This is a genomic window from Actinotalea ferrariae CF5-4, from assembly GCF_000603945.1.
Classification (GTDB): domain Bacteria; phylum Actinomycetota; class Actinomycetes; order Actinomycetales; family Cellulomonadaceae; genus Actinotalea; species Actinotalea ferrariae.
This window is the reverse complement of sequence record NZ_AXCW01000232.1, coordinates 1-6,771: the sequence shown is the minus strand read 5'-3', so window position 1 is coordinate 6,771 and position 6,771 is coordinate 1. Positions and strand designations below refer to the sequence as shown.

6 protein-coding genes and 1 tRNA gene are annotated in these 6,771 nt (G+C 73.4%); 4 read left to right on the top strand and 3 right to left on the bottom strand.

All coding sequences use genetic code 11. The features are described from left to right. The 3 genes from N866_RS20060 to N866_RS15135 form a co-directional block, all read left to right on the top strand. Positions 1-2,860 (top strand): eCIS core domain-containing protein (locus tag N866_RS20060; protein ID WP_155855407.1); only part of this gene is annotated, 2,860 nt, incomplete at its 5' end. Next, positions 2,857-3,339, top strand: a complete 483-nt coding sequence (locus N866_RS15140; protein WP_034227888.1) for a hypothetical protein — start codon at positions 2,857-2,859, stop codon at positions 3,337-3,339. The genes N866_RS20060 and N866_RS15140, both read left to right, overlap by 4 nt. A 40-nt stretch (positions 3,340-3,379) precedes the next feature. After that, a complete protein-coding gene (locus N866_RS15135; RefSeq protein WP_034227887.1) occupies positions 3,380-3,946 on the top strand; it encodes a protein-tyrosine phosphatase family protein in 567 nt (188 codons plus the stop codon). 90 nt (positions 3,947-4,036) lie between these two features. Here N866_RS15135 and N866_RS20055 read toward each other — a convergent pair whose 3' ends face one another. Then, complete coding sequence (locus N866_RS20055) at positions 4,037-5,035, bottom strand: phosphotransferase (protein ID WP_052023118.1); 999 nt, start codon at positions 5,033-5,035, stop codon at positions 4,037-4,039. Between the two features lie 255 nt (positions 5,036-5,290). Between N866_RS20055 and N866_RS15125 the strand changes: the two genes are divergently transcribed. Further along, positions 5,291-5,363, top strand: a tRNA-Arg gene (locus tag N866_RS15125). 378 nt (positions 5,364-5,741) lie between these two features. Here N866_RS15125 and N866_RS15120 read toward each other — a convergent pair. Together N866_RS15120 and N866_RS22160 are read right to left on the bottom strand one after the other, a co-directional pair. Then, entirely contained in the window at positions 5,742-5,993 is a 252-nt protein-coding gene (locus tag N866_RS15120) for a hypothetical protein (RefSeq protein WP_034227886.1), read from the bottom strand. Positions 5,994-6,019: 26 nt separating this feature from the next. After that, positions 6,020-6,592: a M15 family metallopeptidase domain-containing protein gene (locus N866_RS22160; RefSeq protein WP_052023117.1), complete on the bottom strand. Its 573-nt coding sequence runs from the start codon at positions 6,590-6,592 to the stop codon at positions 6,020-6,022. Positions 6,593-6,771 lie beyond the last annotated feature (179 nt).

Sequence of the window (6,771 nt, the reverse complement as noted above, 5' to 3'; positions counted from 1 at the left end):
CGGCGCCACCGCGAGCATCGAGGCGGCCCGGGGGTCGGGCGCGCCGCTGCCGACGGCGGTCCGGCGGCGGATGGAGCAGGGCTTCGGCCGCGGGCTGGGCCATGTGCGCGTCCATGCCGGCCCGCAGGCGGCCCGGCTCAGCGCGGCGATGAGCGCGGAGGCGTTCACCACGGGCGACGACATCTTCTTCGGCGCGGGCCGCTTCGCGCCGGACACCCCCGAGGGGGAGCAGGTCCTCGCGCACGAGATCGCGCACGTCGTCACGGAGCCCGCCGGGGTCCGCCGGTGGTTCGGGCGCACGAAGGACCCCGCGGAGCAGGCCGCGAAGGAGGCGAAGAAGCGCGAGGAGGCCGAGCGCGCCGCGAAGGCCAAGCAGAGCAAGGTCACGGAGAAGGCGGAGCTCAAGGGCCTCAAGGAGTCCCGTGAGCGGGGGGTCGCCGGTCGCACGGCGTTGCGGGAGGCGATCTACGACGAGAGCGGTGACGCCCCCGTCGAGGTGGCGGGCAAGGTCGACGACAAGGGCCACGTGCCCCTGGCCGCATCGGGTCCGGCCCAGCGCATGGCGTCCCTGCACGAGGAGTTCGAGGCGGCGCTGGAGCGCGAGAGGGAGGTCTTCGACCAGCTCAAGGCCCAGAAGAAGGGTGGCTCGGACGCGAAGCGGGCGGACGTCGCCTACCAGCAGGTCTGGTACGACGAGTACCCCCACCTCAACGCGGTCCGCCCGCCGCGGGAGACGGCCGCGGAGCGCCTCGTCATCCAGGTGCGGCACAGCCGCACGGAGGCCGGTGCGCACGAGTCCGCGGCGGAGGTCGACACGGCGACCCTCAAGACGAAGATGCTGCCCAAGGACGTGCAGGCGGCGTACGACCAGATGGTCACCCACCGCGACGACCTGATCGAGAAGAGCCCGACGGCGTCGCGCGCCCTGGCCTCGGAGGAGGCCCGCGAGGCGGTGCTCAAGACCGTGACCCCGAAGACCCTCGCCGGCCTGCCGCCCAAGGACGGACCGGTCGACGTCGCGGCGTGGCAGCAGGCGGAGGCCCGGGTGCGGGCCCGCGCCGCGCAGAAGGCGCGCGACGCGTCCGCGATCGAGGCGTCCCTCGCTCTCCTCCCGCCGGACCAGCGGACCGGGACGCCGACGGGACCGGCGGGGACCACCGCGGCGTCGGCCGGGAAGCAGGTGAAGGAGGTCGAGGGCTACGTCGGCCTGGGGGGGAAGGTCGTCAACACGCTCGGCGGGGGGATCGCCGGTCAGATCGGCTCCCGGCAGGACAAGGACCTGCGCGAGGCGCAGGGGATCACCAAGACGAAGGAGCTGCGGTCGGGCGTCCCCGGGTTCCTGGACCAGGGCGTCGGCGAGGCGATGACCGCCGGCGACCGTGCCGACAAGCAGCTCACGTCGGGTCAGCGGGCGTACGTCGCCCCGACGCTGCCCCAGTCCGACGCCACCAAGGTCAAGGTCGGCTTCGGTCAGGTGACGGGCATCCTCAACGGCCTGATGACCGCGGCGACCTCCGCCTTCCAGATGGTCAGCTCCATCCAGAAGGCGTGGGACACGAAGGACCCGTACGAGGGCCTCAAGGCGACGAAGGCCGGCGCGACCGGTCTGGACGGCCTGGTGGCCGCTGCGAAGAACTCCGCGAACCTCGCCAAGCTCATCGACTCCGGGGTCTCGGACGGGGTCGCCCAGGTCGTGCCGGGTCTCGACATCGCGGCGTCCGCGCTGTCGATGGTCAAGGGCGTCATGGACGTCGCGACGACCGGCATGCGCCAGCGCGAGACGGACCTGACCATGTTCGAGGCCCGTGTCGGCTCGACCGACAAGGTCAACGTCATGGTGTACCCCCTGATGAAGGTGTCGCAGGTCTACACCAAGCACCTCGAGCAGAACTGCTGGGCGTTGGGTGTGAGCGTCCTCAACTTCAGCACGGCTGTCGCCCAGGTGGCCTCGGCCGGCGGCTTCGGCGTCCCGGCCGCGATCAAGGCGGCGACCGCCGTGGTCGACAACCTGCACAAGATCGCGCACTACATCGCGAGCAAGGTGCTCAACTCGATGGCCAAGCGCGCCCAGAAGGAGTCGGCAGTCCTCCACCTCGAGGGCGGCGCGGAGGACGAGCTGCGCCGGCACCCCAAGATGGCCGTCGACGGGATCGTGCTCAAGGCGGCCGCGGGGGACCCGGTCGCGCTGATGTTCCTGTCGAGCTACCGGATCGACGGCAAGCCGATCACGCACGACTACGTCAGGCGGATCAAGCCCAAGGCGGTCAAGCCCTTCGACCCGTCGACGCCGGAGGGAGACACGCAGCAGACCAGTGACGACGCCCTGCTGCTGAAGATCCGCGAGGTGGTCCTCGCGGGGATGGAGACGAACGCCGACCCCCAGTCCGTCTTCGAGGACCTCAAGGCGAAGGCCAAGCCGGTCGTGAGCAAGCTCGTCGGCATCAAGGAGGCGTGGGCCGAGACCGGTGAGCTCGCCCAGGAGCGCAACGCGCTCGCCGCCGACGGGCGCCTGGGTGAGAACACGAAGACCGACCGCGGTCTCGGGTGGCGGCTCAAGCAGATGTTCGCCTCCTCCAACCGGGGCAAGCTCAAGCAGAGGACGGCTGCCCTCGGTGCCGCCGAGCGGCTCCCCGACGGCGTCGTGTGCGCGGTCCGTGACGTCACCCTGCACGTCGACGCCACGCCGCCGGAGATGACGGCCTTCCTCGACGCCATCACCGTCGAGGACCTCGAGGCGGAGCTCGCGCGTGTCCCCCGGCGCAACTCCCCGGAGTGGACGGCCTTCCTCCGCGACGCCCTGATGACCAAGATCAAGGAGCAGGCGGCGGTCGCGGTGAAGGCGAACGGGGCGAACCCGTGACGTTCCTCGAGGAGGTGGCGGCTGCCCTGGAGGCGGCGGGCCGGGCGGTCGACGTCGACCCGGACACGGCGACCATCGACGTCGCCGACGACGCCGTGGGCAGGGTGCTCGCGGTCGTCCGGCCGGTCGCGCGCGCGGTGACGCTCTATGCGGTGCACCCCCGGACGGTCCCGGCGGACGGGTTGGGCCCGGTCGGCGAGCTGACCCTGCGCGCGACGGCGGACCTCCTCGACGCGGCGCTCGAGCTGGACCTGGCGACCGGCGCCGTCGCGGCCCGCTTCCCCGTGGTCCTGGGCGGGCTGGAGGCGGACACCGAGGTGCTCGGTGACCTCCTGGGGACCGCGCTGGAGATCGTGGTCTCGACCCTGCAGCGGTACACCGAGGCGATCGACGACGTCGGCGCGGGGAGGGTCGACGCCCGGACCGCCGCCGTCGCGGTGCGGACCGCCCCGGTCGAGGAGCTGACCTTCGAGCTGTGACGCCCGCGCGCCGCCGGCGGCGGGCGGTTACGGTGCCAGCGTGACGACGCAGACCGCCGACGCCTCCACGGCCGCCGACACCGGCAGCCCGACCGCATCCGGCGACGCCGGCCCCACGACCGCCGAGACCGGCCTCACCACCGTGGCCGTCGAGCTGCCCGGCGTGCCGCCCGCGGACCCGCCCACGGAGCTGCTGCCCGGCCGGCTGTGGCAGGGCGGCTGCCCGGTGGACTTCGACTGGGTCCGCGAGCAGGGGATCAGCGTGGTCCTGGACATCGCCGACGCCGACGCGCACCCGCCGGCCGGCGCGACGGACGGGATCGCCTACGTCAAGGCGCCCCTCGTCGACGGCGAGGACGTCCCGGACCCGCTGCTGGTGCAGCACCTGGCCGGGCTGGTCGCGGGCATGGTCGCGCAGGGGCGGACCGCGCTCGTGCACTGCTCGTTCGGGCGCAACCGGTCCGGGCTCGTGGCCTCGCTCGTGGTGCGCGAGGTGCTGGGCGTCACGGGGGCGGAGGCGCTCGCGCACGTCCAGGCCCGGCGGGCCGGGACGGTCAACAACGAGGTCTTCGCCGCCTGGCTCCGCGCGCTGCCCGCGCCGTCCTGACGCCGAGGCCGGCGGTCACCGGGGAAGGTCGGTGGCACCGGGCGCCACGGACGTTCCCCGACCCGCCGGTGCGGATGCCGGTGCCGGGGCTCAGAGCGGGGTGCGCCACTCCGTGACCGCGTCCGCGAGCCAGTCCAGGGGGCGGCCGTGGCGGCGGTCGTCCCACAGCCGGAAGGCCACGCCGCCCAGCCGGCCGATCCGGTCGAGCACGGTGAACCCGTCCCAGCCCCGCACGTCCGTCCCGTAGGCGCGGCAGAAGCCGAGGTAGGCGGCGTCGTCGATCTCGCCCGTGATGTGCCGCCGGGCAGCGCTGAACAGGTCGTACTCGCGCGGGCCGCGCGCCACGAAGTCGATGTCGATGAGCACGGGCCCGTCGGCGGTGTGGAGCACGTTGAGCGGGGACACGTCGCCGTGCAGGACGCCCGGCGGCAGGAGCGGCCGCAGGCCGTCGACGGCGTCGAGCAGGATGCGGCGGGCGTCGAGGAGGACGCGCGCGTCGTCGTCGGGCAGGCCGTCGACCTGGGTGACGAGGCGCCGCAGCGGGTCCCAGGCGGCGACGTCGGCGTGCGCGTGGTCGTCGTGGAAGCGCCGGAGCAGGCTCCCGGTCTCGGTCCAGTCGACGGGCCGCACGGCCGTGCGCCACGGCGAGACCATCACGACGCCCGACGACGTGACGACCGGCCCGCCCGTGGGCAGGAGCGCCGTCGTGGACCCGGCCAGCCCGGTCACGACGCGCGCGAGGTGCGCGGGGTCGGTGCCCGGCGGGTAGACCTTCACGGCCTGGTCGCCGACCCGCAGCACCACCGTCGTGAGGTCGCTGACGACGACGGCGTCGGCGGCCGGCAGGTCCGGCAGGGCGAGCCGGGCCTCGGCGAGCGCGTCGAGCGCGTCGGGCAGGTGCCAGCCCGCCGTCGGGAGCGGCAGCACCTCCACGCGGTCGCCTGCGAGCCGGTGCTCCAGGGCCTGGACGGACGGCGCGACGACGGCGCCGAGGACGTCGTCGGGCGCGGTCACGGTGCCCGGCGTGGTGACGTCGTCGGGCGCGGCGACGACGTCGGCGGGCAGGGAGAGCGGGAGGTCGAGCGACACGGGGAGCTCCGGCGGAGGACGGCCACCACGCGACGTCCTCGGCGCTGCGCCGTGACCGGGTTGGAGGGTTGGAGCGTAGGACACCGGGACGCCATCTGGCGTTCACCCGTTCGAGCGACGGTGGTCGCCCGGGCGTCGACCGCACGTCGGCAGGGGAGGGGTCGGGGGTGCCGGACGTCACCGTCGTGCTGCGCGGGACCGATTGGGTCCAGCCCCGCGCGGCATGTATCCTCGTCTGCGGCCCTCCGGGGCCCTGCGCCCGTAGCTCAACGGATAGAGCATCTGACTACGGATCAGAAGGTTGGGGGTTCGAGTCCCTCCGGGCGCGCAGACGAGAAAGGCCCCGCCACCAGCGCTAACGCTGGGGCGGGGCCTTCGTCATGAAGGTGCTATCAGAGGGTCCCGTCTGCAATGTTGGTAGAGATCTCGTCAGAGACGACGAAGAGCCCCCCTCCCGCCGAAGCGGGAGAGGGGCATCTGCGTACCGGTCGGAGTCCTGCCGGTCAGGGTTCGTCGGCCCGTGAGCGTGCGAGGCTCACCCGGTGGGGGCTCGTCTTCCGGTGGGTTTCTCGTGAGTTTCTCGGCGCCTGCACGAGGGGCCGGGGCGAAAACCCGGCTCAGTCTCGGCAGCACTCCTCGGCGGCGCGCGCGGAGCAGTACGGGGTGCCGCACTCCGGGCACAGGTGCGGGACGTCAGCCGGGGAGGTCATGCGACGTGGCGGCCCTCGTACTCGGGCTGGCGCGGCACCCCGAGGAGCACCCCGACCGCGGGCCACTTGCGCTCCAGCAGCCGCACGAGCGTGTAGTAGGCGGCGACGGCGAGCCCGGTCATGGACACGACGAGCCCGGCCTGAGTCTCCGCGTCGACCTCGATGCCGAGGGAGATGAGCCAGGCGATCAGCGCGCCGACGGCGACGGGCACGTAGGTGCGGATCAGGGAGACGATGGCGTTGCTCACGGGAGTGCTCCGATCGTGGGGGTTGGTCAGACGGATCGCAGGACGTTGCGGACGGCGGTCTCAGCGGCGGCCGTGACCTGCTCGACGGTCAGCCCGGCGGACGGCGGGAGGGCGTCCAGGACGGCGGGGACGAGGGTCGCCGCGACGGCGGCGGCGACCTTTCCGGGGTCTTGCTCGCCCTGGATGGACTTGCGGAACCCGACGGCGGCCCGCAGGTTCCAGATGAGGCCGTCGGGCAGGGCGAGCGTCCCGGCGGGCCCGTCGTGGAGGCGGACGGCGCCGGTGGCCTTGAGAGCCTCGAGCTCGTCGACGGACGACAGGGGCACGAAGGTGCCGTCGTCCCCGGCGAGGGCGATGGACCCGTTGGGGTGGCGCACGGCGACGGATGCGGGCATGTCGTCCTCCTGGGGGACCGGGGCGATGGGGTCGGGGGTGTCGAGGTCGGGGACGGTGATGCCCGCCCCGGTCAGCCAGGACCGGTAGGAGGACACGGGGACGGCGACGCCTTCCCAATGCCACGGTTCCTGTGAGCCGTTCCAGGGGTTGCCGTCGCGCGCCCACAGGGGGTTGACCCACCCGAAGCGGGGGGCGTTGTCCATAAGCCACCGCCACCGGGACCCACCGGACGCGCCGACGTCGGCAAAGTCCACGGCCTGCGCTTTGCCGTGGTTCGACGTGCCAGGAACGGCAGCGGACCCCCCGGAGGTGACGCGCACGTACCGGACGCCCTTCCACCAGCGCACATCGGAGAACGTGTCCCGCGTCAAGCAGATGGCAG

Coding starts and splice junctions, on each gene's coding strand:
- N866_RS22160 (WP_052023117.1), bottom strand. CDS start 6,592: ATGGACAACGCCCCCCGCTTCGGGTGGGTCAACCCCCTGTGGGCGCGC.